At 48.7% G+C, this 24,984-nt stretch carries 23 protein-coding genes; 10 read left to right on the top strand and 13 right to left on the bottom strand.

Annotated features, from left to right (window positions below):
* Positions 1-31: 31 nt before the first annotated feature.
* Together O3661_RS09310 and O3661_RS09315 are read left to right on the top strand one after the other, a co-directional pair.
* Complete coding sequence (locus O3661_RS09310) at positions 32-940, top strand: serine hydrolase (RefSeq protein WP_371493225.1); 909 nt, start codon at positions 32-34, stop codon at positions 938-940.
* 108 nt (positions 941-1,048) lie between these two features.
* Complete coding sequence (locus tag O3661_RS09315) at positions 1,049-1,822, top strand: M48 family metallopeptidase (protein ID WP_371493198.1); 774 nt, start codon at positions 1,049-1,051, stop codon at positions 1,820-1,822.
* Between the two features lie 63 nt (positions 1,823-1,885).
* Here the strand turns inward: O3661_RS09315 and O3661_RS09320 are convergent, their stop codons facing one another.
* The gene (locus O3661_RS09320) at positions 1,886-2,380 is read right to left on the bottom strand and encodes a DMP19 family protein (RefSeq protein WP_371493200.1); all 495 of its coding nucleotides are present in this window, start codon (positions 2,378-2,380) and stop codon (positions 1,886-1,888) included.
* 113 nt (positions 2,381-2,493) lie between these two features.
* Between O3661_RS09320 and O3661_RS09325 the strand changes: the two genes are divergently transcribed.
* Together O3661_RS09325 and O3661_RS09330 are read left to right on the top strand one after the other, a co-directional pair.
* Complete coding sequence (locus O3661_RS09325; RefSeq protein ID WP_003745781.1) at positions 2,494-2,691, top strand: zinc-finger domain-containing protein; 198 nt, start codon at positions 2,494-2,496, stop codon at positions 2,689-2,691.
* A gap of 3 nt (positions 2,692-2,694) precedes the next feature.
* Positions 2,695-3,051, top strand: a complete 357-nt coding sequence (locus O3661_RS09330; RefSeq protein ID WP_371493202.1) for a hypothetical protein — start codon at positions 2,695-2,697, stop codon at positions 3,049-3,051.
* A 6-nt stretch (positions 3,052-3,057) separates the two neighbouring features.
* Here the strand turns inward: O3661_RS09330 and mutY are convergent, their stop codons facing one another.
* Positions 3,058-4,092 (bottom strand): A/G-specific adenine glycosylase, encoded by a 1,035-nt coding sequence (mutY, locus tag O3661_RS09335; RefSeq protein WP_371493203.1) that lies wholly within the window; start codon positions 4,090-4,092, stop codon positions 3,058-3,060.
* A gap of 161 nt (positions 4,093-4,253) precedes the next feature.
* Between mutY and O3661_RS09340 the strand changes: the two genes are divergently transcribed.
* A complete protein-coding gene (locus tag O3661_RS09340) occupies positions 4,254-5,294 on the top strand; it encodes a zinc-dependent alcohol dehydrogenase family protein (RefSeq protein ID WP_107858123.1) in 1,041 nt (346 codons plus the stop codon).
* 68 nt (positions 5,295-5,362) lie between these two features.
* Here O3661_RS09340 and trmA read toward each other — a convergent pair whose 3' ends face one another.
* The 7 genes from trmA to O3661_RS09375 all read right to left on the bottom strand — a co-directional run bounded on the left by trmA (position 5,363) and on the right by O3661_RS09375 (position 13,508).
* Positions 5,363-6,445: a tRNA (uridine(54)-C5)-methyltransferase TrmA gene (gene trmA, locus O3661_RS09345; RefSeq protein WP_371493204.1), complete on the bottom strand. Its 1,083-nt coding sequence runs from the start codon at positions 6,443-6,445 to the stop codon at positions 5,363-5,365.
* A 117-nt stretch (positions 6,446-6,562) separates the two neighbouring features.
* Complete coding sequence (gene pta / locus O3661_RS09350; RefSeq protein ID WP_371493205.1) at positions 6,563-8,065, bottom strand: phosphate acetyltransferase; 1,503 nt, start codon at positions 8,063-8,065, stop codon at positions 6,563-6,565.
* A 161-nt stretch (positions 8,066-8,226) separates the two neighbouring features.
* The gene (gene prfA / locus O3661_RS09355; protein WP_371493206.1) at positions 8,227-9,303 is read right to left on the bottom strand and encodes a peptide chain release factor 1; all 1,077 of its coding nucleotides are present in this window, start codon (positions 9,301-9,303) and stop codon (positions 8,227-8,229) included.
* Between the two features lie 155 nt (positions 9,304-9,458).
* Positions 9,459-10,727 carry an NRAMP family divalent metal transporter gene (locus O3661_RS09360; RefSeq protein ID WP_371493207.1) on the bottom strand — a complete coding sequence of 423 codons (1,269 nt, stop codon included), beginning with the start codon at positions 10,725-10,727 and terminating at the stop codon, positions 9,459-9,461.
* Positions 10,728-11,014: 287 nt separating this feature from the next.
* Positions 11,015-11,782: a TatD family hydrolase gene (locus O3661_RS09365; protein ID WP_150540529.1), complete on the bottom strand. Its 768-nt coding sequence runs from the start codon at positions 11,780-11,782 to the stop codon at positions 11,015-11,017.
* A 13-nt stretch (positions 11,783-11,795) separates the two neighbouring features.
* Complete coding sequence (locus O3661_RS09370; protein ID WP_049344373.1) at positions 11,796-12,779, bottom strand: asparaginase; 984 nt, start codon at positions 12,777-12,779, stop codon at positions 11,796-11,798.
* Between the two features lie 66 nt (positions 12,780-12,845).
* Positions 12,846-13,508 (bottom strand): DedA family protein, encoded by a 663-nt coding sequence (locus O3661_RS09375; RefSeq protein WP_150540528.1) that lies wholly within the window; start codon positions 13,506-13,508, stop codon positions 12,846-12,848.
* A gap of 249 nt (positions 13,509-13,757) precedes the next feature.
* Between O3661_RS09375 and ubiD the strand changes: the two genes are divergently transcribed.
* On the top strand, positions 13,758-15,236 hold the full coding sequence (gene ubiD, locus O3661_RS09380; RefSeq protein WP_049344369.1) for a 4-hydroxy-3-polyprenylbenzoate decarboxylase: 1,479 nt from the start codon (positions 13,758-13,760) through the stop codon (positions 15,234-15,236).
* Positions 15,237-15,503: 267 nt separating this feature from the next.
* On the opposite strand, the gene O3661_RS09385 is transcribed toward ubiD, so the two are convergent.
* Both O3661_RS09385 and rpsO read right to left on the bottom strand, forming a co-directional pair.
* Positions 15,504-17,597 (bottom strand): AsmA family protein, encoded by a 2,094-nt coding sequence (locus O3661_RS09385; RefSeq protein ID WP_070588331.1) that lies wholly within the window; start codon positions 17,595-17,597, stop codon positions 15,504-15,506.
* A gap of 178 nt (positions 17,598-17,775) precedes the next feature.
* On the bottom strand, positions 17,776-18,045 hold the full coding sequence (gene rpsO, locus O3661_RS09390; RefSeq protein WP_003679932.1) for a 30S ribosomal protein S15: 270 nt from the start codon (positions 18,043-18,045) through the stop codon (positions 17,776-17,778).
* Between rpsO and O3661_RS09395 the strand changes: the two genes are divergently transcribed.
* Positions 18,044-18,253 carry a hypothetical protein gene (locus O3661_RS09395; protein ID WP_039861972.1) on the top strand — a complete coding sequence of 70 codons (210 nt, stop codon included), beginning with the start codon at positions 18,044-18,046 and terminating at the stop codon, positions 18,251-18,253. The two genes, rpsO and O3661_RS09395, sit on opposite strands and share 2 nt — an antisense overlap.
* A 3-nt stretch (positions 18,254-18,256) precedes the next feature.
* Here O3661_RS09395 and O3661_RS09400 read toward each other — a convergent pair whose 3' ends face one another.
* Together O3661_RS09400 and nirK are read right to left on the bottom strand one after the other, a co-directional pair.
* On the bottom strand, positions 18,257-19,012 hold the full coding sequence (locus O3661_RS09400; protein ID WP_003745813.1) for a formylglycine-generating enzyme family protein: 756 nt from the start codon (positions 19,010-19,012) through the stop codon (positions 18,257-18,259).
* Between the two features lie 172 nt (positions 19,013-19,184).
* Positions 19,185-20,354 (bottom strand): copper-containing nitrite reductase, encoded by a 1,170-nt coding sequence (gene nirK / locus O3661_RS09405; protein ID WP_070765114.1) that lies wholly within the window; start codon positions 20,352-20,354, stop codon positions 19,185-19,187.
* Positions 20,355-20,753: 399 nt separating this feature from the next.
* Here nirK and O3661_RS09410 point away from each other — a divergent pair, with 399 nt between their 5' ends.
* The 3 genes from O3661_RS09410 (at position 20,754) to O3661_RS09420 (ending at position 24,967) form a co-directional block, all read left to right on the top strand.
* Positions 20,754-23,009, top strand: a complete 2,256-nt coding sequence (locus O3661_RS09410; RefSeq protein WP_049344039.1) for a nitric-oxide reductase large subunit — start codon at positions 20,754-20,756, stop codon at positions 23,007-23,009.
* A gap of 95 nt (positions 23,010-23,104) precedes the next feature.
* Positions 23,105-24,004, top strand: coding sequence for a 50S ribosomal protein L3 N(5)-glutamine methyltransferase (gene prmB / locus O3661_RS09415; protein WP_003745819.1), 900 nt, complete (start codon positions 23,105-23,107; stop codon positions 24,002-24,004).
* Between the two features lie 225 nt (positions 24,005-24,229).
* A complete protein-coding gene (locus O3661_RS09420) occupies positions 24,230-24,967 on the top strand; it encodes a toxin-antitoxin system YwqK family antitoxin (protein ID WP_107723556.1) in 738 nt (245 codons plus the stop codon).
* Positions 24,968-24,984 lie beyond the last annotated feature (17 nt).

The raw sequence follows: 24,984 nt of genomic DNA on the forward strand, positions 1-24,984 counted from the left end.
GGCAGATATGAAATTCTATAAAACTTTAGGAATGGTATGGACAGGTGTGGCATTGGCCTTTGCTTCTGCGCCTGCCGTTGCCGATGATATGGATGTATTGGGACAATTTTTGGAGCAAAATTTCCCAGTGCAAAATGACCCGATGGAAGCTTTTGCGTTGAGTCATGCCGACCAAGTCGAAGCTCAAGCCGCTTTGGCAGGTCCTCTGCTGTCTTCGCAATCTGCTTTGATTTTCAATAATAAAACCGGTGAAGTGCTGTATCAGAAAAACCCTGATCGTGTCATGCCGATTGCCTCTATTTCCAAATTGATGAGCGCGATGGTGGTTTTGGATGCGCGTCTGGATATGAACGAGCCTATCACGATTACCGAGGCTGAAATCGACCGTCTGAAAGGTACGGGCAGCCGTTTGAGCATCGGCACGACGCTGACGCGCGGCGAACTGTTGCATCTGAGCCTGATGAGCAGTGAAAACCGTGCTACCCATGCATTGGGCCGTACCTATCCGGGCGGTATGAGTGCGTTTGTTGCGGCCATGAATGCCAAAGCGCAAAGCCTGGGTATGACCAGCAGCCGTTTCTATGAGCCTACCGGTCTGAATTTCCAAAACGTTTCAACTGCGCGCGATTTGAACCGCATGGTTTCGGCAGCCAGCAAGTATCCGCTGATCCGCAAAAATTCGACTTCAAATTACGGCTCAGTTTGGACGGCAAACGGCCGTCAAAACTATAAAAACTCCAATGCCTTGGTGCGTGAGGGCAGCTGGAATATCGAATTGCAGAAAACCGGCTATATCCGTGAAGCCGGACGTTCTATGGTGGTTAAGGCCAATGTACAGAATCAGCCGATTACTATCGTATTGCTCAACTCTCCGTCTTCTACAACCCGCGTGAACGATGCGCGTAAGATTGAGTCTTGGATGTTGCAGCGCCGTTCTTAAATGTTACGCTTAAAGGCCGTCTGAAACCGTTCAGACGGCCTTTTGTGTAAAGTGTATTAAATTTGTGTACAATATCGTTACATTTACTTAAAAACACAGAGAGAAGACATGTTGGGAAAATTAAATAAAAAATATTTATTTAGTATTTGTGCAATTTTGACTTTGGCTGGTTGTAGTTCAGTAGCAAATATGGTTGGCTATGACACTGCAACAATGAACGAAAGCGCGGCACAAAATTACTCTCAAATCATTCAACAAGTACATGATCAAAAAGCTTTGGATGTTGCATCCCCAACTGCACAACGAGTTCACCGTGTATTCTCACAACTACTTCCTTATGCTGATAGTGCCAACAAAACCGGCATACCTTTTAATTGGCAGATGAATGTTATTCGCAGTGATGAGATGAATGCGTGGGCAATGCCGGGCGGTAAAATGGCTGTATACACCGGTATGGTGGAAAAATTGAAGCTGACTGATGCTGAAATTGCCGCTGTTATCAGTCATGAAATGACCCATGCTTTGTTGGAACACGGTAAAAAAGCCTTGGGTGGGCAAGTATTGACTGATTTTGGTGGGATAGTTTTAACCAAAGTGATGGGTATGAATAGAAATTTAGTTGGTGTAGGTGCAGAATTATTATCAATCAAACCGTTTTCACGTCGTCAAGAAAGTGAAGCGGATGCCGGTGGTGTGCGTTTGATGGCTGCAGCTGGATACAACCCTGAGGCTGCGATAAGTGTTTGGGAAAAAATGAATAAATTAGAAAGCGGTAGTCAAATGACTCTTTTGTCGACCCACCCGACCAATCAGGCGCGTATCAATGCAATCCGCAAAATGTTGCCTGAAGTAATGCCGATTTATCAGAAAAACAAACGTTAATTCGATGTATTGATGATTTTGCCGGTTTGAACAGATGATTCAAACCGGCAAAGTTTTATGGTTTCAGTCTGACAGTTTGGCAAATTTATCCCAATTTGCTTGAACGTAGGCTGCTGCGGTTTCCAAGTTTTCGTCGGCAACGTCATAATAATCGCCGTCAAGCTCTTCAAAATCGGGAAAAGCTTTGCGGATTTCGTCGAAATCCCTTTGCTCATCTGCCATTTTTTCAATGGCTTCGCCGTGTTTTTCGTACAAGGCTTTGGCTTTGTCTAAGATTTTCGGTATCGGTTTGATGCGCCAGCGGCGCAGGCTGTCGGCAACCGGATTGCCGAAGATGTATTCTCCGTATCCTGAAGCGATAAGCTGTACGAAGCCGCCTTCTTGAACCTGGCTGTCGAGATAGCAAAGGGCGGTCAATGTATGTTGTTCGTCGTTGAGGCCGGACATGTCTTCATCGCCTGCCTGTTCGGTGTGGTCCAAATAGGCTGCGCTGAGTGTATAAAGAAATGAAGCGGAATCGGAAGTATCGAAATCTTGAAGGCGGAGCAGGGTAGTCATAATCATCAAAGGCCGTCTGAAAAAAGTGATTATATAATGTTTTCAGTCTGAACCTACTGGCCGTTTTGCTTTACAATATCGGAAGATAAGAAAACATAGTGAGGAACCAAACCATGAGTACACAGTCTGAAAAAAACGTTGTAGTCATCAAGCCGCAGGATTTGCCGCTGCATTGCTCCGGCCCTAATCATGAAACATGGAACGGCCATCCGCGTGTGTTCTTGCCGATTCAGTCCAACAGTGAGATTGAATGCCCATATTGCGGCACTTATTACCGTCTTGATGGCGAGATTCCGCATCACCATTACTGATCTATGCCTATATTGAACAAAATCATCTGCGCTTTGTGCGTGAGTTTGTGCGCTGCGTGCGGCTCGTATAAGGCCGTGCGCCCTGACGCGCCTTTACCGGTCATTGCACAGGCGCAGACGTATTCTGTCCGTTATCAATCCGCACAAGGTCGGACGATTACTGCAATTTATATCAACAGCCACAGCCCGATGATGGTTGAGCTGCGTGAAGGCAATACGGTTGAGAAACTGGTGCAAGTCCGTTTGCGGAGTCAGGGCGTCGAGTACGCCAATCCAAGCTCGCGTTGGCAGATTGGCGATGGGTTTGCCGTACTGATTCGCGGCGGAAAAGAAGTTGTATTTAAAGAGATTGTGGAATAGGGCGGTTTAGCCTTTTGCCAAATATTTGATTAAAGGTTTGGGCAAACCATAATCCGCCAAATGTTCCAATGATACCCAAAGGCCGTCTGAAAGATGTTCAGACGGCCTTTGTTGCGTCTGAAAAGGGGTAATCATCAATAAGCGGTGGGTCAGGCGGTGGGTAAACGTGGATTGTTCTTCAAGGCCGTCTGAAGTGATACCGAAGCGTTCAGCGTAGGCATACAAATCGTCTAATTTTTCAAAACAGGGTACGCAATACAGACCGCCCCAAATGCCTTTGGCAGGGCGTTTTTCAAGCAATAATGTGCCGTCAGTGTGATGAATGATCAGCCAATAAAGCGGTAGGGTTTGCACTTCGGGGGCAGTTTTTTTGCGGGGCAGCTCGTCAATGCGGTTTTGTTTTCTTGCTTCGCAGATGTCTGCCATCGGGCATTGATGGCACAAAGGTTTTGTTCGTTTGCAGACGGTTGCGCCCAAATCCATCAGCCCTTGTGTATAGGCAGGCATATCGGTGTTTTCAGACGGCAGCAGGCTTTCGGCAAGCGTCCAAAGCGCGTTTTCAAATTTTTTATCTTGCGGATTGCCGTCTTGGGCAAAGACACGGCAGAGAACGCGTTTGACGTTGCCGTCCAAGATGGTTTCGCGTCGGTTGAAAGCAAAGGCAGAAATAGCGGCGGCGGTACTTCTGCCTACGCCGCAGAGCGTTTCCAAGTCTTTGCGTTCGGGTGGAAAGATACCTCCGAATTGTCCGACGACTTGTTGCGCAGCTTTGTGCAGGTTGCGTGCGCGGCTGTAATAGCCCAAGCCTGCCCACAAGGATAAAACCTCGTCTTGTTGCGCGGCGGCAAGAGATTGCACAGTTGGGAATTTGGCTAAGAAACGCGGATAGTAGTCTAAAACGGTGGCTACTTGCGTTTGTTGGAGCATGATTTCTGAAAGCCAGACGGAATAAGGGTCTTTGACCTGCCAAGGCAAGTCGTGACGGCCATGCTGCCGTTGCCAATCGATGAGTCGTCGCGCGAAGGATGTGGGTGTGTTCATTAATATTTACTTTTTAATTATTTATTTTTAAAACAGCATGTTACAGTATAACATAAAAATAATAATCAGGATTGACTTATCTGGTAGAGGGGTATATAAATATAGTTAACGTGGATTTACGCTGTATTGTTAAAGTTTATTAACTGCTCAAGGAGATTCACATGAAAGCAATGGTTTATCATGGCGCAAACGACATCCGTTTCGAAGAAAAACCCCGCCCTCAAATTATCGATCCGACCGATGCAGTCGTCAAAATCGTTAAAACCACGATTTGCGGTACTGACTTGGGTATTTGGAAGGGTAAAAACCCTGAAGTTGCCGACGGTCGTATTCTCGGTCATGAGGGCATCGGTATTGTAGAAGAAGTCGGCGATGCTGTAAAAAACATCAAAGTCGGTGATAAAGTCATTATTTCATGTGTCAGCAAATGCTGTACTTGCGACAACTGTAAAATCCAACTTTATTCACACTGCCGCAACGGCGGTTGGATCTTGGGCTATATGATTGACGGTACTCAGGCCGAATACGTCCGTACGCCTTATGCCGACAACAGCTTGGTTCCGCTGCCTGACAACGTCAACGAAGAAGTTGCCCTGCTGTTGAGCGATGCCTTGCCTACCGCACACGAAATCGGCGTGCAATATGGCGATGTGAAACCTGGCGATACCGTATTCATCGCCGGTGCAGGCCCTGTCGGTATGTCTGCATTGCTGACCGCGCAACTGTATAGCCCTGCCGCCATCATTGTTTGCGATATGGATGAAAACCGCTTGAAACTGGCGAAAGAATTGGGAGCGACCCATACCATCAACCCTGCTTCCGGCGATGTAAGCAAGCAAGTTGCCGACATTGTTGGCGAAGATGGCGTAGATTGCGCCATCGAAGCGGTCGGTATCCCTGCGACTTGGAATATGTGTCAAGACATCGTGAAACCCGGCGGCCATATTGCTGTGGTTGGCGTACATGGTCAATCCGTTGATTTCAAACTGGAAAAACTGTGGATTAAAAACCTTGCCATCACTACCGGTCTGGTTAACGCCAATACCACCGAAATGCTGATGAAAGCCATTTCCAGCAGTTCAGTGGATTACACCAAAATGATGACCCACCATTTCAAATTCAGCGAATTGGAAAAAGCTTACGATGTATTCAAACACGCTGCTGAAAACCAAGCCATGAAAGTGGTTTTGGAAGCGGATTGATTTGAAAATCGCTTAATATGCCGTTAATTAAAGGCCGTCTGAACATTCAGACGGCCTTTTTGTATGTTTTATTTTTTCTTCAACCAAACGCCGCTTTCGATATGGTGGGTAAATGGGAATTGGTCGAATAGGGCGGCGCGTTCAATGGTATGGGTTTGACAGAGCGTGTCGAGGTTGGCGCGCAGGGTCTCAGGGTTGCAGGAAATATAGAGGACGTTGTCGAATCGGGCTACCAATTTGAGTGTCTCATCATCAACGCCGGCGCGAGGAGGGTCAACGAAAATGGTTGAAAAATCATAGTTTTTCAAGTCGATGCCTTGTTCTTGCAGGCGGCGGAATTCACGGTTTTGCGTGTAGGCCTCGGTAAACTCTTCCGCAGACAGGCGGGCGATTTTGAGATTGTTAATTTGGTTGGCTTCAATATTCCATTGGGCGGCGTTGACGGAAGTTTTGGAAACTTCGGTTGCCAGAACCTGATTGAAATGTTGCGAAAGCGGCAGGGTAAAATTGCCGTTGCCGCAGTACAACTCAAGCATGTCTTTGCCTAAGTTTTGCGCGGCATCACACGCCCAAGTCAGCATTTTTTGGCACACTTGGGCATTGGGTTGGGTAAAGCTGCCCTCGATTTGACGATAGCGGAAGGTCTTGCCGTTGACTTCCAACGCTTCGGTCACAAAATCTTGGCTCAATACGATTTTTTGTCCGCGGCTGCGGCCGATGATGTGGATGCCCAAATTGTGCGCCAGCTCTTGCGCGGCTTGTTGCCATGCTTCGTTCAGCTTCTTGTGGTAAATCATGGTTACCAGCATTTCGCCACTTAAAGTGGATAAAAATTCGACGGCGTACCAGCGGTTTTTCAGCTCGGGATGATTGGATGCGGCTTCAATCAGTTTCGGCATCAAGGTATTGATGGATTCGGATGCGGCAGGAAATTGGTCGCAACGGATCAGGCTTGCCCCGCTTGCCTTTTGCCCGCGCTCAAACATGGCATAAAACATTTCTCCGCCCTCATGCCAGATACGGAACTCGGCACGCATCCTGTAATGCTGTTCCGGAGATTCAAAGACTTCGATTTCAGGAAAATCCAGTCCTTGGAAAAGTTGCTGAAGATATTGTTTTTTGTCGGCTAGTTGTTGCTGGTAGGCAGTCATCGGGGCAGTCTTTCAGAAAATAATGGCGAATTATAATATAGTTGGCGCAAAGATACGAAAGGCCGTCTGAAACATTGGTTTCAGACGGCCTTTGATTTCAAAGCATCAGCTTGTCAATTAGCCTTGCATTTGTTTGGCTTGAACGGCAGTCAGGGCGATGGTGAAGACGATGTCTTCAATCAATGCGCCGCGGGACAAGTCGTTAACCGGTTTGCGCAAACCTTGCAATAACGGGCCTACGCTCAGGACGTTGGCGCTGCGTTGTACGGCTTTGTAAGTACAGTTGCCGGTGTTGAGGTCTGGGAAAACCAAAACGGTTGCTTGACCGGCAACAGCGCTGCCCGGAGCTTTGGATTGGCCGATAGATGGAACGGTAGCCGCATCGTATTGCAGCGGGCCTTCGATGGCCAAGTCAGGGCGTTTTTCGTTCGCCAGTTTGGTTGCTTCGATTACTGCATCGACATCAGGGCCGCTGCCTGAGTTGATGGTGGAGTAGGAAATCATGGCCACTTTGGGATCGATACCGAAGGCTTTGGCGCTGTCGGCAGATTGAATGGCGATGTCGGCCAGTTGTTCAGGCGTTGGGTTCGGGTTAACCGCGCAGTCGCCGAATGCCAATACTTGGTTAGGCAGCAACATGAAGAATACGCTGGATACAAGGCTTGCACCAGGAGCAGTTTTAATCAGTTGCAGGGCAGGGCGGATGGTGTTGGCAGTGGTGTGGACTGCACCGGAAACCAAACCGTCTACGTCGTTTTGAGCCATCATCATGGTGCCGAGTACGACGGTATCTTGCAGCTGTTTGCGTGCATCTTCAGGAGTCAGGCCTTTGGATTTGCGCAATTCGCACATTGGCTCGACGTATTGCTCAACCAAAGAAGCAGGATCGATGATTTCCAAAGAATCAGGCAGGGAGATGCCGCGTTCTTTCGCTACGGCTTCAACTTCTTCGCGGGTAGCCAACAGTACGCAACGGGCGATGCCTTTTTCGTGACAGATAGCGGCCGCGGCGACGGTTCGAGGCTCTGCACCTTCAGGCAGGACGATGCGCATATCGGCTTTGCGGGCAAAGTCGATCAGGTTGTAGCGGAATTGGGCTGGAGACAGGCGTTTGGCTTCGCGTTTGGCCAAAGCGGATACGTCTTGCAGTTTGTCGCTGGAGCCGAAGAAAGTCAGGCCGGTTTGCTCGGCAACTTGTGCGCCCAAAGTAGCGGCTGCGCCGTCAATGATAAAGCCTTCCAATAAGCCCGGGGAGTTGGTGTAGAGCTGTTTGGCGAGGTTTAATTGCTGGGTGACGGCAGCTGCGTCGGTGTTGTCGGATTTCAGCGCCAACACAACGCCTGCATCCAAAGACAGCGCCAATTCGACGTTTTTTCCTGCCAAGAACAATTTGTCCGCATCAGGAGTGATGCCTTCGATAACGAGATTGTCTGCATTCAATGCTGCAACTTTACCGACAAGCGCGTCAAACCAGTCGTCGCTCTTACCTTGAGCTAACAAGGCTTCTGTAGTGGAGTCAACGGCTTGGAAAACTTGCGCATTCAATGCCGCTGCAAATGCTTTTGCCGCTGCATCGGCGCTCAGGCCGGTAGATACCGGTGCGATTAAGATTTTTGCCATTTTGTGTCCTCTCTTTCGTTAATTGTAGAAGGGTGTTACTGGGGCGCAGCTGGTGCTGCATTTTAATACTTCAGGATTGAAGTTTCTTTAATGTATTCACTGTCATATTGACATATGTCATCAGGCCGTCTGAAAAGTATAAACGCAATGGACCAAATTCATCAATCCCCCATTGCCGCCAAAAGCTCGGCTTGATGCTCGGCAATCAGGGCATTGGTAATTTCTTCCAAATCACCGTCCATCACAAAATCCAGTTTGTGCAGGGTAAGGTTGATGCGGTGGTCGGTCACACGGCCTTGAGGGTAGTTGTAGGTGCGGATGCGTTCGCTACGGTCGCCGCTGCCGATAAGGGATTTGCGTTCGGCGGCTTCTTTGGCTTGGGCTTCGCGTTTTTGCGCGTCATTTAAGCGGGCGGCGAGGACTTTCATCGCCTGTGCTTTGTTCGCGTGTTGGCTGCGGCCGTCTTGGCATTCGACTACCATGCCTGTCGGTAAGTGGGTAATGCGGACGGCGGAGTCGGTTTTGTTGATGTGCTGACCGCCTGCGCCGGATGCGCGGAAGGTATCGATGCGCAGGTCGGCGGGGTTCAATTCGATGTCTTCGAGTTCGTCCGCTTCAGGCATGACGGCGACGGTACAGGCGGAGGTATGGATACGGCCTTGGCTTTCGGTCGCGGGGACGCGTTGCACGCGGTGGCCGCCGGATTCAAATTTCAGACGGCTGTACGCGCCTAAGCCGATAATGCGGGCGATGACTTCTTTATAGCCGCCCAATTCGCTTTCGTTGGCGGAAACGATTTCAACCTGCCAGCGGTTGCGCTCGGCGTAGCGGCTGTACATACGCAGCAAATCGCCTGCAAACAGCGCGGCTTCGTCGCCACCGGTACCGGCGCGTACCTCGATAAAGATGTTTTTGTCGTCATCGGCATCTTTTGGCAGCAGCAGTTTTTGCAATTCGGTATCGAGCGTGTCGATTTTGGTTTTCGCAGCTTCGATTTCTTCGGCGGCAAAGTCTTTCATTTCGGGGTCGGACAGCATTTCTTCGGCATCAGCCAAGTCGCTTTGCGCCAGCTGATAGTTTTGGAAGACTTCGACGACGGGGGTCAATTCGGCGTGTTCGCGTGTGAGTTTGCGGTAGTTGTCCATGTCGGACGTGGCTTCAGGCTGTCCGAGCAAATGCGTGACTTCTTCTAGTCGGTCGCTGAGTTGTTGTAGTTTTTCTAAAATAGACGGCTTCATAAATTTTCCAAAATGCGGATGCCGTCGAGTGGTCTGCAACGGCGAAATAAGGCGTTATTATAATGGGTTTGAATGAAAATTCAAAAAGATATGATGGATTGGAAAGGCCGTCTGAAACCTGTTTTTAAGTTTCAGACGGCCTTTTTTATATGGGCTTATTTAGGCGCAGCCAAAATGCCTGTTTGGTTCAGCAGGAACAAAACGGTAAAGCCGGTCAAATAAATCAAACCGATAATGGCGAGGAAGTTCATGCCCATTGTCAGTTTGTGGCGTTTGTCGCCTTTGACGAGGCGGTAGTTCAACCAAGCGAACACTGGGGCGGCAACGAAGGCGGTAATCATGGCGAATTTGAGCAGTTCCGCCATCGCGCTGTTGAACCAGAAAATTACGGTCAAGCCTGAGCCTGCAACCCAGACGTTCCAAGCAAACAATTCGACATTGCCGGTTTTGTCTTTGCCGCGCAGCAGGCGTACCGGTTCGGCAATCGCGCGGGCGTAGCCGTCCACTACGGTAATGGTGGTGCCGTACATGCAGGCGAAAGCAATAAATGCCACTAATGGACGAGACCAGTCGCCGATGGTAACGGCGTACATATTAATCAGTTGGCCAACATATTTGCCGCCCGCCATTTGCACTTCCTCGCCGTTGCCGTATTGTACATATGCACCCAAGGCGAGGAAAACGACCGCCAAAATCGCGCTGGTAATGTAGCCGACGTTGAAGTCAAAAATGCCGTCGCGGTAGCTGGAAGGGTTGATGCGTTGTTTTTCAGTAACCCACAAAGAGTTGATGGCGGAAATTTCAATCGGTGCAGGCATCCAGCCCATCAGTGCGATTAAGAAGCCCAAGCCGGTCAGCGTCCATGGGGTAGGCTCGATAAAGTCGGGTTTCATCTGCATGCCGCGAGACATGGCCACGGCTGCTGCGGCGACGGTGGCGATGGTCAGGCTGACGATGATGATTTTGGAAACGTTGTCCAATGCTTTATAGCGGCCACTTGCCAAAATCAGCAGGCAGGAAACCATAATCATGACGGACACCATGCCGGCATCGAAAGTCAGCGACGGGATCGCCATTTTGACGATGGCGGCGGTAACGATGGCGACTGCACCGGCATTAATCGTTGCCGATGCAATACATAAAATCAAAAATACCCACAAATAAACGCGGCTTTTTTCGGCATAGCCTTCAATCAGGCTTTTGCCCGTATCCAGCGTGTAATGTGCGCTGAAGCGGAAAAACGGGTATTTGAACAGGTTGGTCAGAATAATGATCAGCGCAAGCTGCCAGCCGTAAAGCGCACCTGCCTGCGTGGAGGCAATCAGGTGCGAGCCGCCGACTGCCGCCGAAGCCATCATGATACCCGGGCCAAGAGCATTGATTTTGCTCTTCCAGGTGGAAGCGTGTGTATGTTGTTCAGCCATAATTAGTTTCCGTCTTTTTCAGACGGCCTTATTATCAAAAAAAAGCACATTTTAACGTAAATAAAAAGTTTGCCCAATAATATGCGTAATACTTTTTATCAATCAAAGGGAAAATACGGTGTTAAAAAGCCGAGATGACGGAGTGAACGATATTTTGTGCCAAAAACATTTTTTCAGACGGCCTTGTATCGCTTTTTATTCATGAATATGGGGTAGGGAGGGCAGAGTGTGTCCGTTTGGAAACGGAACGGCCGGGCGAGGCTTTTTGATGCCTTGAGGTCGGCATATTAAGGGGAAATATGGAGCAGGGAATCCACGTTTTGCTCGGTTGCTTCAGCCAGTTGTGCCAGCGGTACGCCGCGTAGTTCGGCGGCAATTTCGGCGATACGGCGGATGTTGGCCGGGGTATTGGTTTCGTGGCCGAGCATAAAGGGGCTGTCGGTTTCGAGAACAAAATCCGTGTCGTCTAAGGCTTGTAAGGCGGCACGGACTTTTTTGGCATTGGGATTGAGCAGCAGCGAGCCTATGCCGATTTTGAAGCCGAGTTTCACCAAAATCCGCGCTTCTTCTACGCTGCCGGAGAAGGCGTGGACGATACCGCCTTGCGTGAAACCGGCAGTTTTGACGGCGGCGGCAATGGCGGCGGCGGCTTTCAGATTATGAATGATGACGCGGCGGTTGAGGTGTTGGGCGAGGATAAGTTGGCGGATAAAGACGTCGGTTTGTGTGTCGCGTTGCGCTTGGGTTTGCTCTTTGCCATAAAAATCCAAGCCGATTTCGCCAACCCATGCTTGCGGATGCCGGATTAATTCTTTCTCTAACTCTTGGAATGCCGCTTCGTTGAGGCCGTCTGAAAACCACGGATGAATGCCCAAAGCGATATGGATGTTTTCAGACAGCCTTTCCAACTGCGCAACGGAGTGCCAATCCTTGGGGGACGTAGCCGGTACGATGAAACGCGCCACGCCGGCGGCTTGCGCTTCGGCAAGCACGGCAGGCAGCGTGTTGGCAAGTTTAGGGTCGGCAAGATGACAGTGGGTGTCGGTGAAAGTCATGTTAAATGGCGGTTTACAGCAGATTTAATTGTCGCAATTCTTGTTGCACCTTATCCGCATTCCAGTCATGGGATACGGCAAGGGTCATCAGCGCAGTGGCGGTTTCGAGATTGCATTTGCCGCCGTTGATGATACCTGCCTGACGCAAAGCATCGCCTTGGGCATAGACGGCAGCGGCGCAACCTTGCGGTACTTGGCTGATGTTGAGCAGCAATTTGCCTTGTTGCGTAAAGGCTTGGACAGCTCGGACAAACGCATCGTTGCTCGGCGCATTGCCGTGGCCGTAGCTTTGCAGAATCAGGGCTTGGGCGCAAAGGTGGGGCAGGTCGTCTGAAAGTTCTTGCGCGGCATAACCGGGAATCAGCGTGCGGACGGAAACTTTGGCTTCAGGATTTGGAAGACGCGGATTGAGGTCGTTTGAATGTTGGGTCGGGGCGATACGGATATTGTGCCAACCTTTGTTTTCCTCCCATTCGGCGAGCGCGCCAAAATGCAGGTTGTCAAAACCAGCGGCAGTCTCGGTGCTGACTTTACTGCTGCCGACGGCGGGGAAGAGCTTGCCGTCAAAGGCAATCGCCACTTGTTTGAGCTTGAGCGAGAAAGCGGAAACGGCAGTGGCCAGGTTGCGTGGCGCATCGCTGTTGGCGGCATCGTAAGGCCATTGCGAGCCGGTCAGGATAACGGGTTTGTCCAAACCTTGCAGCGAAAGGGCGAAGAGGTTGGCGGTGTATGCCATGGTATCCGTGCCGTGCAACACCAAAATGCCGTCATAGTCAGGCAGTTTGGCGATAATAAGCTCCAGCCAGTCGCGTTGGTTTTGCAGCGTTACCGCGGAAGAATCGATGAGCGGCTGACAAACGTGCCATTCGAAATCAAGGCCGTCTGAAAAGGGGGCGAGGGCTTTATCGACGAGAGCGGTATCGGGACGCAGACCGGCGCTGCTTTGGGTCATGCCGATGGTACCACCGGTGTAGAGGACGAAGATTTTTTGTTTCATGGTGTTTCTGATGAATGATTGAGGCCGTCTGAAAGCGGAGAAGTGTTTCAGACGGCCTGGAATGGTTTATTGATTGGTTTGTTTTTTTGCTTTTGCCGCGCGTTTTTCGTGTAATTTTTCACGGAAGAAGGTGTGGCGGCGGTGTTTTCTCCACCAAATCCAGCCGACGATGACTGCGCCGATGCCCAGTACGGTAAAGATACCGGATTGCAGGCTATGCATTTTTTTCATCAGCCAGTCGGTATTGCGTGCGCCGTATTCGCCCAGATAAATCCAAACCGGAACGGAAATCAGCGCGGCCAAGCCGTCCATCAGGATAAAACGTAGGTAGGAAACCTTGCGGCTGATACCAGCGGTCACGAAAACGGCAGTACGCAGGCCGGGCAGGAAACGGGCGACGAATAAAACCCAGTTGCCGTATTTGTCGAATTTTTCCTGTACTTGGGCATAGCGTTTGGGTGTCATCACGCGCGCAATCGGTTTGAATTTAAGGATTTTTTGTCCCCAAATCCGGCCGGCCGCAAACATAAAGCCGTCGCCTACCAATACGCCGAGCATGCCGACGGCAAACATAATATGCGAGTTGGTATAACCCAGGCCGGAAATCACACCGCCGGTTACCAGCGTCAAATCTTCAGGAATCGGCACGCCGAAGCCGCAAATAACCAAAACGAAAAACACGGCCGCATAGCCGTATTCAACGAAAAAAGATTCTAAAATTGCAAACATGGCCGCCGTCCCACGATAAATATTGATTGATGACTGGATTAAGTTGGAATTTTACCAAAGATAAGGCCGTCTGAAAGCAATCACAAGCAGATATTGTTTAAATTTGACGGTAGTTTGCAAAAAATCTAGAAATTCGGGCGTGGAAAGTTGGGATTTGAACAGATTTGGCAGGTACAATAGCCGCTGGTTTATCTTTCAAACCCGAAATGGCAGTCTGTTTTCAGACGGACTGTTCAGGAAAATGAAATCATGAAATACAGAGATCTGCGAGAATTTATCGCCGGATTGGAAGCTGATGGCAAACTCAAGCGCATTCAGCATCCGGTGTCGCCGCATTTGGAAATGACCGAAATCGCCGACCGCGTGCTGCGTGCCGAAGGGCCGGCGTTGTTGTTTGAAAACCCGATTAAGCCTGATGGTACGCGTTATGATTATCCCGTCTTGGCGAATCTGTTCGGCACGCCCGAACGCGTGGCACTGGGCATGGGTGCGGACAGTGTGTCCAAGCTGCGTGAAATCGGGCAGACGTTGGCGTATCTGAAAGAACCCGAACCGCCTAAAGGCATCAAAGACGCATTTTCTAAACTGCCGTTGCTGAAAGACATTTGGAGCATGGCGCCGAACGTGGTGAAAAATGCGCCGTGTCAGGAAATCGTGCGGGAAGGTGAGGACGTTGATTTGTATAAACTTCCGATTCAGCATTGCTGGCCGGAAGACGTTGCGCCACTGGTAACGTGGGGCTTGACCGTTACGCGCGGACCAAACAAAAAACGCCAAAATCTCGGTATTTACCGTCAGCAACTAATCGGCAAAAATAAGCTGATTATGCGTTGGCTGTCGCATCGCGGCGGCGCGTTGGATTATCAGGAATTCCGCAAACTCAATCCCGATACGCCGTATCCCGTCGCCGTCGTGCTTGGCTGCGACCCTGCCACCATTTTGGGCGCGGTAACGCCCGTTCCCGATACCTTGAGCGAATACCAATTTGCCGGACTGTTGCGCGGTTCGCGGACGGAGCTGGTGAAATGTATCGGCAATGATTTGCAAGTGCCCGCACGCGCTGAAATCGTGCTGGAAGGCGTCATCCATCCGAACGAAACCGCGTTGGAAGGCCCATACGGCGACCACACGGGCTATTACAACGAGCAGGACCATTTCCCCGTGTTCACGGTCGAGCGCATCACCATGCGCGAAAACCCGATTTACCACTCCACCTACACAGGTAAACCGCCCGATGAACCCGCCGTTTTGGGCGTGGCATTGAACGAAGTGTTCGTACCGCTTTTGCAAAAGCAGTTCCCTGAAATCACTGATTTTTACCTGCCGCCCGAAGGCTGCTCCTACCGCATGGCGGTGGTGAGTATGAAAAAACAGTACGCCGGACACGCCAAGCGCGTGATGATGGGCTGCTGGTCGTTCCTGCGCCAATTTATGTACACCAAATTCATCATCGTGGTTGATGACGATGTGAACGTGCGCGACTGGAAAGAAGTCATCTGGGCGGTCACCACGCGCATGGACCCTGTACGCGACACTGTTTTGGTAGAAAATACGCCCATCGATTATCTCGACTTCGCCAGCCCTGTCAGCGGACTCGGCGGCAAAATGGGTTTGGATGCGACCAACAAATGGCCGGGTGAAACCGACCGCGAATGGGGGCGTGTGATCAAAAAAGACCCTGCCGTTACGGCCAAAATCGATCAGATTTGGGAGCGTTTGGGTTTGTAGATGTCGGATTTATTGGAATTTCTACTTCAAATATTGATGGAAATAATTGGGTCTATGTTTGAGGGTACGGTAGAAATATTGAAGCTCGATTGGAGAAAAAGAAAACTCTCCAAAAAAGGCTTGATAATGTTGGCCATATGGTTTGCCATCATTGTTGCACTGATTGTGTATATGGTCATTCCCCAATAAACATCTTATTCTGACAATGTATCTGTTAAAAGGCCGTCTGAAACTTTTTGGGTTTCAGACGGCCTTTAATTTGAAAATTTAGCGTGGTTTGAGCCACTTCCATTGTTCTTGTATGGTTTCTTGCAGGGCTTTTTGTTTTTCTGCAGGTGTGTTCATGCCATTGGTTAAGCGGCTGTAATCGAGGGTAATGGAAGGGTTTTGTACGGTACCGCCGATTTTGAGGGGAATCGGTTTGTTTTTAGGTTGCAGTACGTTGCTTATAAGCAGGTTTTCCGATAGCTTTTGGGTATTTAAATCGGTATAGCCGCTGCTGACAACGTGCAGGCTGTCAGAAAACAGTTCGGTGTTGATATGATGGCTGATGCCTTTCTCGATTTCGCTATTGAGGATGAAATGATGGAAAGGGGTTTTGAGGTTGCTGTTGTCGATTTTTTCCGAAGAGATGCCGTTTTTCAGAATGCTGTCCATATCGATGCCGTGCCATGCACCGTTGGTAATATCGAGAAGCAGGCTGCCGTTTAAGGCTTGTATCATTTGGGCACGGTCATTGCCGGTAGTTTTAATGTCGATAACGGCGTCGCCGCTGCCGCTGAAGCTGTGGAAACCGAACAGGTCTTGCAGCAGCGGCTGAATTTGTATGCCTTTTGCGTTTTGCTGAAGGTGGTAGGAAGCAGGTTGGGTTGCCGCAATACTCAGGCCTCCCTCGGTTTTGCCGCCATAAAGCCCGGCTTTGAAACGGTGTAGGGCTATATGTTCTTTATCGGCGGTGAGCAGGGATTCGATGTTTTCTAATTGCAGACCGGCAGTTTGAATGCTGCCGATTTGGAGGTTGGCCTCAATGTCGGGCAACCAGGATTTGGCCAGCAGGGAAGGAAGATTCAGTGATGGCTGGGTTTTCAGATCTTCCAAGTAAGGGGTCAGATTGAGTTTTTGTAAGGCGATACCGGCGTCAAGGTGCGGGCGCGGCTGGGCATCGCGTTGGTATTTAAAGGCCAAGGCGAGGGCTTGTCTGTCAAATGCGCCTTTCAGACGGCCTTCCCATGTATTGAGGCTGAAATTGGCCTGTCCTTCGAGTGTACTGATGAATCGGGGGCGGGGAAGGCGGTTGATGGTGTCTTGCAGGGTGCTGAGGTGCAGTTTGGGCGCATCAATGCCTTTGCCTTTTTGCCAAACCAATGGGCTGGAAAAGGTAAAGTTGGTTTGGAGTCGGTCGTTTTTATGGCTGCCTTTGAGTTCAAAATTGGCGGCGGTCAAAACGGTTGCGTAGAGGTTGGCTTTGTCCAGTTTGAATGAACCGTCCCATTGGTTGTTTTCACTGCCGGCGGTCAATGCGCCGTTGAGTGTGTTGAGGTGCAAATAGCCGTTTTTAAACTGCAAGAGGGGCGAGCGTGCGTTGATATGCAAGTTTTGATAGCCGCTTTCAGCTTGCAGATTGAAGTCGCGGAAAAGGGCGGTTTGGTTTTGCCAATTAAGGCTGCCTGCGATTTGGGCATCCAGCTTGTTTTTGAGTAATACGGTTTGCAGGTTTAATTTGAGGGCGGGAACGCTCCAGCCGGCATCATCTTGTACAAGATGGCCGGCCCCTTGCCAACTGATGGGGTTGCCTATGTTTTGCAGTGTGCCGCTGATATCGAATGGACGGCCGTCTGAATCGGCTCTGCGCAGGGAAAATTGCAGATCGTTTAAGGCAATATCTTGTTCTTTATTGTGGTAACGGATGCTGCCGTTATTGATGATGATGCGGTTGAGCTGAAAACTTTCTTTTGACGATGGGTCTTGTTGCAGGCAGGCGGGCAGATGGTGTTTTGAGTCCAGTGTCAGTGTCGGGTTTAAAAGAATCCATTTCTCAAGTATGGGCGCATCCGACCATAGGCTGCTCCAACCAAAGCCCATTTCGGACTCAGCGATGTTCAGCGTCGGCGTGTCAGGTTCGGAAGAGGAAAGGCTGAGGTCTTTTAAAATCAGCGTAGGGCGCGGTAGCCATTTTCTGCTGATATTGGCGTTGTATTTGACTTGGCAGCCATGGGCAGAAAAGTTTTTCTGTATGAATGCGTCGATGTTTTCTGTATTGAATATGCGGAACATTAAGGCACTCAATACCGCCGCGAGGCATAAAAGCACGGCAATGCTGAAAACCAGGGATTTCAGCCAAAATTTTCCTGAGTGCAACATGGAATGAACAGACAATTCAGATTCTCGCTTTGATGGGAGCTTTAAGGAGTGATTGGAAGTTTAAGCCTTGCTGCTTAAGCGTGTGGAAGTATAACACAGAGCGTGGGCCTGTGTTTCAGACGGCATCGGTATGTTAATAAAAAACACCGCCCGAAGGCGGTGTTGATTTAAGCATAAATTATTTACGCAGACCCAGGCGGGTAATCAGTGTACGGTAAGTATCAGGCTGAGTACGACGCAGGTAAGACAATAGGCGACGACGTTGGCTAACCATTTTCAACAGGCCGCGACGGCTGTGGTGGTCTTTAGGGTTGGCTTTGAAGTGAGGAGTCAGGTCGTTGATGCGGAAAGTCAACAGAGCGACTTGTACTTCAGAAGAGCCGGTATCGCCTTCTTTGCGTTGGAAATCTTTAACAATTTGTGCTTTTTGTTCTACGGTCAATGCCATGATGGATAACTCCGAAAATAAAAGAACCTTTTCAGGTTCGGACAAGTTTGCCAAGCCAAACGACCTAAGCAAACTCCTAAGTGCCTTTTTAGAAAGACGGGCGGATTATGCCACAATTTGTCTTTGTGCGCCATATCTTTTCAGACGGCCAAAAAAAGCGGCGATACCTTTCAGTACCGCCAAAGCTGCTTTGGTGATAAAAAACTAAACTTTATTTGCTCGCACAGCGGAAGCCCAAGTTATTTAAAACATATTTGGACTGTAGGCTGGTGCGGATGCCGTAGCGTAAGAATGCCGCATAGTTGGACGGGTCGCTTGAGCCTACGGATGCGCCGCTACAGAACATTTGTGTGTTGGACGAGCCGGCAGAGAGTTGGCTGCTGTTGAAGTCTTCAGTCCATTCCCAAATCAGGCCGTGCATATCGTATACGCCCCAGTAGTTGGGTTTGTTTTTACCGATGTCGTGCAGGCCGTTGCGGCCGCCGTCTGCATACCAATCCAAGATGGTGCGGTTGTAGCCGGGTTCGGCAGAGCCGTCTTTTTGAGTGGCAGAGGCCAAGCCTGCAAATTCCCACTCGTCAATAGTCGGCAGGCGTTTGCCTTTGGAAACGCAGTAGGCATTGGCGGCAAACCATGAAACATTGGTTACCGGATGTTTGAGTTCGCTGGCTTTAGGCGCATAACTGTTGCTGCCGTTTTTTACCCAATGTTTCAGGTAAGCTTTTTCAGCTTGTTTAGAGCTGATTTTGTCTTTTTGCCATTGTGGATGTGTTTTCAAAAATTCGGCGAATTCGGCATTGGTTACAGGATATTTATCAAGTTGGAAGGGCTTGACTTTAATAAGGGAAGTCTCTTTTTTAAGATAGAGAGGGCGATAGCTGCCTCCTTCGATTTTTACCATTTCGGCTGCAAATGTATTGCCGCAGATTAAGGCACTGCCTAAGAGGAGGAGTCGTATGAGTTTCATGGTACGCCCTTATTATCGATTGAAACAGAAAATTTATTTTTAAGATAGCCTAATCATAACAAGGCCGTCTGAAAAATCAATCTGTCTGATTGAATAGGAAGATTAATTGTGATGGAAGCCACTGCGACTCTAAGAGAAGAGTAGCAGTGGCTTGGCGTATTAAACCGAGGGATTATTTAGCGGCTTCAGAAGCAGCAGGTGCGGCAGACGCAGCGGCTGGGGCAGAAGCGGCAGCACCGGCAGGTTGGTAAGCGGTGTCGCTCAGTTTTTTGGTCATGATTTCAGGGTTTTCGTTACCCTCAACTTTCAATTGACCCAAAGCACCTTTGTTGAACGCACGGAAGATAGAGTGGTCAACTATAGTGTAGCTGCCTGGAATATCGACTTTGAATTCGATCATGGCGGCGCCACCGGCAGGAATCACAGTGCTTTGTACGTTTTCGTTAATCAGTTTACCACCTTCAACATATACTTTGTCGAAGATTTCGCCGATAACGTGGAAAGAAGATACCAAGTTAGGACCACCGTTACCAACGTACATACGAACAGTTTCACCAGCTTTGGCTTTCAGGGCGTTGTCACCGGCGATAGAGCCTACGTGACCGTTGAATACAACGTATTCAGGTTGTTCGGCAATGGCTTTATCCATGTCGAAAGGTTGCAGACCTTGAGCGCCTTTTTTACCTTTAGTATAGAAGTCGCCTTGTACGATGTAGAACTCTTTATCTACTTTAGGCAGGCCTTCTTTAGGTTCAACCAAGATCAAACCGTACATACCGTTGGCGATGTGCATACCTACAGGAGCAACGGCACAGTGGTAAATGTACAAACCGGCTTGCAGAGCTTTAAAGCTGAAAGTAGAAGTGTGGCCTGGGGCAGTGAAAGAAGCTTCTGCACCACCGCCTTGACCGGTAGCAGCGTGGAAGTCAACGTTGTGAGGAACGGTAGAAGAAGGATTGTTAGAGAATTCTACTTCTACGGTATCGCCTTCGCGTACACGGATCATTTGGCCCGGAACGTCGCCGTTGAATGTCCAGTAGTGGTATTCAACACCGTCTTCCATAGTCATGGTTTTTTCGACGGTTTCCATTTTAACGCGTACTTTAGCCGGATGATCGCGATCGATTGCAGGTGGAACTTCCGGAGCGTGAGTCATGATGGCATCGACTACAGGCAATTCTGAAGAAGGAGTCTCGGCAGCAGCTTGTGAGTCAGAAGCAGCAGCAGGAGCTTCGGCAGAAGCGGTGGCAGCCGGAGTTTCAGCTGGTTTAGCAGCTTGTTCGCCGCATGCGGCCAGTGCAAATACAGAAGCGATAAGTGCAGCTAAGGTTTGGCGTTTCATGTTTAAAGTTTCCTTATTGTAAGAAAAGTTAAGTATCCTGATAGGATGGTTTGAAATTTTGTATGATTATGTAGGCGCTTGTTTGGGTATATTTTGACATAAATCAAATTGTTCAATGAATATGAATCTTTTAATCCCTAAATACTCCTTTAGTAGTATAAAAAACTAAACCGAAAAGTTTATTTTTGTGTGAAAATGTTAGTGCAGGCTTAACACAAAATATAACAAAGGAGGAGTTATATAGGATAATAGGAATCAATATCATGTAAGTTAATGGTTTTAAAGGAATATTATTGACAAAATATTTCTTTACTTTTAAAACCGTGATACAATCTTTAACATTCATATTTGATGAATTAATACCCAACCACTTTTTACCAAAATCAAGGAGTACTCAAAATGGGACAGTACAAGAAGCTTTGGTACTTGCTGTTTGCCGTACTGGCAGTATGCTTTACCATTCTTGGTTATATGGGTAGCGAGGTCTATAAAAAGGCTCCGCCATACCCTGAACAAGTCGTTTCTGCATCCGGCAAAGTCCTGATGACCAAAGACGATATTTTGGCAGGTCAATCTGCATGGCAAACTACCGGCGGTATGGAAGTTGGCTCTGTATTGGGTCACGGTGCATACCAAGCTCCGGACTGGACTGCCGACTGGCTGCACCGCGAGCTGGTTGCATGGTTGGATCTGACTGCGCAAGAAACTTACGGCAAAAAATTTGACGAAGTTTCTCCTGAGGAACAAGCTGTTCTGAAAACCCGTTTGGCTGACGAATACCGCAACCAAAGCCGTATTAAGGAAGACGGTTCTGTCGTTATCAGCGATACCCGCGTGAAAGCGATCGAAAGTATTCTGCCTTACTATCACGGTGTGTACAGCGACGATCCTAAGTTCCAAACCACTCGCGAACACTTTGCAATGAAAAACAACACATTGCCAAGCCAAGAAGCGCGTGAAAAACTGTTCAACTTCTTCTTCTGGACTTCTTGGTCTGCTTCGGCTAACCGTCCTGATGAGAACTTCACTTACACCAACAACTGGCCGCACGAGCCTTTGATCAAGAACGTACCGACTACTGAAAACTACATGTGGTCCTTCACCAGCGTGGTATTGTTGCTGATGGGTATCGGCTTGCTGATGTGGGGTTACTCTTTCTTGACCAAACATGAAGAGGTTGAAGTACCTACTGAAGATCCTATCTCTAAAGTACAACTGACTCCTTCTCAAAAAGCGTTGGGCAAATATGTATTCCTGACTGTTGCGCTGTTTGTCGTACAAGTACTGTTGGGTGGTTTGACCGCTCACTATACTGTCGAAGGTCAAGGCTTCTACGGTATCGATACCGCCTTGGGCTTTGAAATGGCCGACTGGTTCCCATATGCGCTGACCCGTACTTGGCACATCCAATCCGCTATTTTCTGGATTGCAACCGGCTTCCTGACAGCAGGTCTGTTCTTGGCTCCGATTGTGAACGGCGGTAAAGATCCTAAATTCCAACGTGCCGGTGTGAACTTCCTGTACATCGCCCTGTTCATCGTAGTCGGCGGTTCTTATGCAGGTAACTTCTTTGCTTTGACCCACATCATTCCGCCTGAGCTGAACTTCTGGTTCGGTCACCAAGGTTACGAATACTTGGATTTGGGTCGCTTCTGGCAACTTCTGCTGATGGTCGGCTTGCTGTTGTGGCTGTTCCTGATGCTGCGTTGCACCATTTCTGCCTTTAAAGAAAAAGGTACAGACAAAAACCTGTTGGCTATCTTCGTAGCTTCTATGGTTGGTGTGGGTGTGTTCTATGCTCCTGGTCTGTTCTACGGTGAAAAATCTCCAATCGCTGTGATGGAATACTGGCGTTGGTGGGTGGTTCACTTGTGGGTAGAAGGTTTCTTCGAAGTGTTCGCTACTGCCGCTTTCGCATTCATCTTCTATAACATGGGCTTTGTCCGCCGTAGTACTGCCACTGCTTCTACTTTGGCTGCTGCTGCCATCTTCATGTTGGGCGGTATTCCAGGTACATTACACCACTTGTACTTCTCTGGTTCTACCTCTGCCTCTATGGCAATCGGTGCATGTTTCTCCGCTTTGGAAGTTGTGCCTTTAATTCTGCTGGGTCGTGAAGCTTATGAACACTGGTCTTACCAACACCTGTCCGACTGGGCGAAACGTCTGCGTTGGCCTCTGATGTGCTTCGTAGCAGTTGCCTTCTGGAACATGATTGGTGCCGGCGTATTCGGCTTCTTGATTAACCCGCCGATTTCTCTGTTCTACATCCAAGGTCTGAACACTACTGCAGTTCATGCTCACGCGGCTCTGTTCGGTGTGTACGGTTTCTTGGCTCTGGGCTTCGTATTGCTGGTTGCACGTTACCTGAAACCTAATGCTCAATTTGACGACAAACTGATGACTTGGGCATTCTGGCTGTTGAACGGCGGCCTGGTGGGTATGATTGCTATCAGCCTGTTGCCGGTCGGCGTGATTCAAGCTTACGCTTCTATCACTCATGGTCTGTGGTATGCACGTAGTGAAGAATTCCTGCAAATGGAAATTCTGGATACCCTGCGTTGGGTTCGTACTGCTGCTGACTTGATCTTTATCGGTGGTGCTGTCTGCGTTGCTATCCAAGCTACCAAAATCGTATTCAGCCGCGATAAATAATCTTAAGCTGAATTAAATCGAAGGCCGTCTGAAAAGTTTTCAGACGGCCTTTCTGTTATAATTTCAACATTCTTAAATTGACAAGACAAAACATTATGTTCAATCAAGCTGCTCAAGAGCTGACCACTGTTCGCGATTTGCTGCGTTTCGCCGTCAGCCGTTTTAACGATGCCGGACTGTTTTTCGGACACGGAAGCGATAATGCCCATGACGAGGCAGCCTATCTGATTTTGCACACTTTGAATCTGCCTTTGGATACGTTGGAACCTTATTTGGATGCCAAATTGTTGCAAAGTGAGAAGGAAGAGGTGTTGTCCATTCTCGAACGCCGCGCAGTGGAGCATATTCCTGCCGCGTATCTGACGCATCAGGCATGGCAGGGTGAGTTTGATTTTTATGTCGATGAACGCGTCATCGTGCCCCGTTCTTTTATTTATGAATTGCTTGGCGACGGTATCCGTCCTTGGATTGAACATGATGAATTGGTGCATCGAGCTTTGGATTTGTGTACCGGTAGCGGCTGTTTGGCTATTCAAATGGCGCACCACTATCCCGATGCACAAATCGATGCCGTAGATTTGAGCTTGGATGCGCTGGAAGTGGCCGCGATCAATATTGAAGATTATGGCTTGGAAGACCGCATCAGCTTGGTGCATACCGATTTGTTTGAAGGTTTGGATGAAACCTACGACTTAATTGTTTCCAATCCGCCTTATGTTGATGCAGAATCTGTGGAAGCGTTGCCTGATGAATACCTACATGAGCCGGAATTGGCTTTGGGTAGTGGAGAAGATGGTTTGGATGCTACACGTCAAATCATTCTGCAAGCGGCGAAATATTTGAATCCAAAAGGTGTATTGCTGGTTGAAATCGGTCACAATCGTGAAGTATTGGAAGCGGCTTATCCCGAATTACCGTTTACTTGGTTGGAAACCAGCGGTGGCGATGGGTTTGTATTCTTGTTGACCCGTGAGCAATTATTGGGTGAAGAGTAGTTTATTTTGATATGAATAAAACAAAGGCCGTCTGAAAAATTTTCAAACGGCCTTTGGTCTATATAATTTTTAATGTTTTAAGAAAATACAAATGTCTATAGAATGCCGAATATGAAATCCAAGCAGGCTTTGAAACTATAGCTTATAATATTCGTCATAGATTTAAATGCCGGTAGATTTTTATTACTGACTTTTTGTAGAACATATACTGCCAAACCCAATATTATGAATAATTGTTTGAAATCAGGCCTGTTGGCTGCTGCCTTGTTCAGTATGCCCGTTGCCGCCTTTGCCCAGCAACATACCGTTTATTTCAATCAAAACGGTAAACTGACGGCGACCATGCCTTCGGTTGCTTATGTCCGCCAATACAAGATTGAGGCAGGTAAGGCGCAGGTGCAGGATTTTTACTATCCATCGATGAAAAAATATTCTGATCCTTATGAAGTACCTGCCGGTCAGATTAAGGTTTTTGTGCCGGCTTTGGATAACGGTACGCTGACCCTGTGGCATTTCAACGGTCAGAAAAAGATGGTCGGCAGCTATCGCAACGGCAAACCGCATGGCGAGTGGGTCAACTGGTATCCAAACGGCAAAAAATCCGCAGTAATGCCTTATCAAAATGGACTGAGTGAGGGCGTGGGTTCCCGCTATTACCGAAATGGTGTGAAAGAAAGCGAAATTCAGTTTAAGCACGATAAAGCCAATGGCCATTGGAAACAATGGTATTCAGACGGCAGTCCGAAAACTGAAATGATGATGAGCAATGACAAACCAACGGAGATCATCAGTTGGGATGAAAATGGCCGCATCGTGTCTGAATTGAGTATTCGCAACGGTAAACGCAGCGGCATCATTTTGGATTGGTATGATGATGGTGCGAAGAAATCTGAGCTGGTTTATAAAGACGACCAGTTGGTGAAAAAAACTTTTTGGGATACGGACGGATACGTTCTCGAATAATTTTGATTATAAAAAAC

The sequence above is a fragment of the Neisseria sp. 20925_1_37 genome (assembly GCF_041433255.1).
Classification (GTDB): Bacteria; Pseudomonadota; Gammaproteobacteria; order Burkholderiales; family Neisseriaceae; genus Neisseria; species Neisseria flavescens_D.

What these genes read in the sequence shown, in the direction of transcription:
- O3661_RS09310 (WP_371493225.1), top strand. Translation starts at nt 32, where the DNA reads ATGGTATGGACAGGTGTGGCATTGGCCTTTGCTTCTGCGCCTGCCGTT.
- O3661_RS09315 (WP_371493198.1), top strand. Translation starts at nt 1,049, where the DNA reads ATGTTGGGAAAATTAAATAAAAAATATTTATTTAGTATTTGTGCAATT.
- O3661_RS09320 (WP_371493200.1), bottom strand. Translation starts at nt 2,380, where the DNA reads ATGACTACCCTGCTCCGCCTTCAAGATTTCGATACTTCCGATTCCGCT.
- O3661_RS09325 (WP_003745781.1), top strand. Translation starts at nt 2,494, where the DNA reads ATGAGTACACAGTCTGAAAAAAACGTTGTAGTCATCAAGCCGCAGGAT.
- O3661_RS09330 (WP_371493202.1), top strand. Translation starts at nt 2,695, where the DNA reads ATGCCTATATTGAACAAAATCATCTGCGCTTTGTGCGTGAGTTTGTGC.
- mutY (WP_371493203.1), bottom strand. Translation starts at nt 4,092, where the DNA reads ATGAACACACCCACATCCTTCGCGCGACGACTCATCGATTGGCAACGG.
- O3661_RS09340 (WP_107858123.1), top strand. Translation starts at nt 4,254, where the DNA reads ATGAAAGCAATGGTTTATCATGGCGCAAACGACATCCGTTTCGAAGAA.
- trmA (WP_371493204.1), bottom strand. Translation starts at nt 6,445, where the DNA reads ATGACTGCCTACCAGCAACAACTAGCCGACAAAAAACAATATCTTCAG.
- pta (WP_371493205.1), bottom strand. Translation starts at nt 8,065, where the DNA reads ATGGCAAAAATCTTAATCGCACCGGTATCTACCGGCCTGAGCGCCGAT.
- prfA (WP_371493206.1), bottom strand. Translation starts at nt 9,303, where the DNA reads ATGAAGCCGTCTATTTTAGAAAAACTACAACAACTCAGCGACCGACTA.
- O3661_RS09360 (WP_371493207.1), bottom strand. Translation starts at nt 10,727, where the DNA reads ATGGCTGAACAACATACACACGCTTCCACCTGGAAGAGCAAAATCAAT.
- O3661_RS09365 (WP_150540529.1), bottom strand. Translation starts at nt 11,782, where the DNA reads ATGACTTTCACCGACACCCACTGTCATCTTGCCGACCCTAAACTTGCC.
- O3661_RS09370 (WP_049344373.1), bottom strand. Translation starts at nt 12,779, where the DNA reads ATGAAACAAAAAATCTTCGTCCTCTACACCGGTGGTACCATCGGCATG.
- O3661_RS09375 (WP_150540528.1), bottom strand. Translation starts at nt 13,508, where the DNA reads ATGTTTGCAATTTTAGAATCTTTTTTCGTTGAATACGGCTATGCGGCC.
- ubiD (WP_049344369.1), top strand. Translation starts at nt 13,758, where the DNA reads ATGAAATACAGAGATCTGCGAGAATTTATCGCCGGATTGGAAGCTGAT.
- O3661_RS09385 (WP_070588331.1), bottom strand. Translation starts at nt 17,597, where the DNA reads ATGTTGCACTCAGGAAAATTTTGGCTGAAATCCCTGGTTTTCAGCATT.
- O3661_RS09395 (WP_039861972.1), top strand. Translation starts at nt 18,044, where the DNA reads ATGATGGATAACTCCGAAAATAAAAGAACCTTTTCAGGTTCGGACAAG.
- rpsO (WP_003679932.1), bottom strand. Translation starts at nt 18,045, where the DNA reads ATGGCATTGACCGTAGAACAAAAAGCACAAATTGTTAAAGATTTCCAA.
- O3661_RS09400 (WP_003745813.1), bottom strand. Translation starts at nt 19,012, where the DNA reads ATGAAACTCATACGACTCCTCCTCTTAGGCAGTGCCTTAATCTGCGGC.
- nirK (WP_070765114.1), bottom strand. Translation starts at nt 20,354, where the DNA reads ATGAAACGCCAAACCTTAGCTGCACTTATCGCTTCTGTATTTGCACTG.
- O3661_RS09410 (WP_049344039.1), top strand. Translation starts at nt 20,754, where the DNA reads ATGGGACAGTACAAGAAGCTTTGGTACTTGCTGTTTGCCGTACTGGCA.
- prmB (WP_003745819.1), top strand. Translation starts at nt 23,105, where the DNA reads ATGTTCAATCAAGCTGCTCAAGAGCTGACCACTGTTCGCGATTTGCTG.
- O3661_RS09420 (WP_107723556.1), top strand. Translation starts at nt 24,230, where the DNA reads ATGAATAATTGTTTGAAATCAGGCCTGTTGGCTGCTGCCTTGTTCAGT.